Genomic DNA, 1,852 nt, shown 5'->3' on the forward strand with positions numbered 1-1,852 from the left:
CTTGTTGCCCAGCCTCACCTCGACCTCTGCGCTTTCGCCTGCGGCGAACATCTGCGCGACCGTCCCGGCATCAGCGATGGGCCCGACGAGGATGCCGTCCTGGCCGGCCGCCAGCAGCTCCTCCAGTACGTCCATCACGTCGCAGCTGCCTCCGGACATGCAGTTGTCTCCATGGTCCAGCAGCAGGACGGGGGCCGAACCGTCGGCCAGCGTGATCGCGCGGTCGATGGACTGCGCCAGCGGCTCCTCGTGATAGACATATTCTTCGCGGCGACGCCATGCCTCCCGGCCGAGTTCCCGCGCAACCTCGGTCGCCAGTTCAGGGGTATCGGCGACGGTGACGATGGAAAGGCCCGTTTCCGCGAGGTCCGCAATGGGGAAACCACCGAAGACGGTCACGGCCTGAACGCCGGGCCGCGTCTCGGCCTGACGTGCCATGGCGACAAGGTCCGTCATGGCGCAGTCGGTCGTCGTGTTCATGCAAAGGGTCGCGGCCAGCATGGGCGGATGGCACAGCGCCATCTCAGGGCGCGGACCGCCGTCGAGAAGCGGCGCGAACAGGCGCGCGACATGCTCACCTGTCTCGACCATATCGACGTGAGGATAGGTCTTGAAGCCCACGATCACGTCGCTGTTGTCCAGCATGGTCTGCGTGATGTTCCCGTGCAAATCGAGTGCCACGCCGATCGGAACAGCAGGCGCGGCAGCTCGCACCCGTGCCAGAAGTTCACCCTCGCCATCGTCATGGCTGCGGGTCGCCATGGCACCATGCAGATCCAGAAGGATGCCGTCGCATCCTTGCTCAACGGACCCGAGGATTGCCTGTGCCATTGCCTCAAATGCGTCGTCCTCGACAGGGCCTGAAGGCATGGCATGGGCGATCAGCGGCACGTCGATCCGAACCCCGATGTGGCGGGCAAAGGCATGAAAGGCGCCCAGAGCCGTGGGCGAACCCTCCGCCGCCGCCAACGCCTCGTCCCCCAATAGCGGATTGAACGAGACCAGTGGCGTCGGAACGGGCGAAAACGTGTTCGTCTCGTGGTTCAGGCGGGCAAGGACCAGGCGCTTGCTCATGCGGCGACTTCCTCGCGGCGCTCGGCCCTGCGCCGGTGGTAGTCCAGCACGGCCTCCAGCAGCACCTGCGCCTCGGCGGAACATTCCTTCGGCACTGTAGCTTCGGCCGGGTTGTGCGACGGCCCGCCTTCGCAGGGCACGAGAATCGTAGGCAGTGGCGGCGCAGCTGCTATAAGGACGGCGTCGTAGTCTGCCCCCCAGATCACCTCGCGCGTGGAAAGCCCGGGCGCTCTGGCCCGCTCCCCCGCGATGCATTCGGGATCTAAACCCATGGGCGGCGTGCGCGAGATAGAGTTAAGTCGCGACAAGAGACAGGTTGTCAAAAAGCTGTGGCGGTTGAGCATTGGGCTTCTGCTTGGGATTTGTTTTCGGTAACTATATAGATGGAGTTGTCCCAGAGAAGCCTTGCTGGGAAAATCGTTTGATGGCCATACTGAACTGCCCCCCCTTTCGACCGGACAGTCCAGCATGACCATGAGAGGCTCAAGCCTGTGCTTGAGGACATGCTCATGTCCAACGACGATATCCGCCGGATCGAGGTAATCACCGGCGTCGCGCGCCGCCGCTACTGGCCAGCCCACGAGAAGCTGCGCATCCTCGAGGAGCTTATTCGTCGGGAAGGATCGCACAACTGCGTGCCACACCGTGCCGCTCCAGAACACCTTCGATGATCTTTGCCGCGAATTTCCCATGCAGGGCGGTTTCCTTCAGGGCATAGACACGGCCAGAGCGGATCATGTCAGCCCAGGCGTCCAGCGCGGCCAAGTGATCGGCGGGG

2 protein-coding genes are annotated in these 1,852 nt (G+C 63.8%); both read right to left on the reverse strand.

What is annotated here, in order from left to right:
* On the reverse strand, positions 1–1,074 hold a 1,074-nt coding region (locus tag BU28_RS0117565; protein ID WP_028720590.1), incomplete at its 3' end, for a M81 family metallopeptidase.
* The gene (locus BU28_RS23655) at positions 1,071–1,346 is read right to left on the reverse strand and encodes a hypothetical protein (protein WP_143809770.1); all 276 of its coding nucleotides are present in this window, start codon (positions 1,344–1,346) and stop codon (positions 1,071–1,073) included. The genes BU28_RS0117565 and BU28_RS23655, both read right to left, overlap by 4 nt.
* Positions 1,347–1,852 lie beyond the last annotated feature (506 nt).

It is taken from the genome of Paracoccus yeei ATCC BAA-599, from assembly GCF_000622145.1.
Taxonomy (GTDB): domain Bacteria; phylum Pseudomonadota; class Alphaproteobacteria; order Rhodobacterales; family Rhodobacteraceae; genus Paracoccus; species Paracoccus yeei.

Bases quoted from the DNA above. Each gene is read 5' to 3' on its own strand.
- BU28_RS23655 (WP_143809770.1), bottom strand. From the start codon at position 1,346: ATGGGTTTAGATCCCGAATGCATCGCGGGGGAGCGGGCCAGAGCGCCC.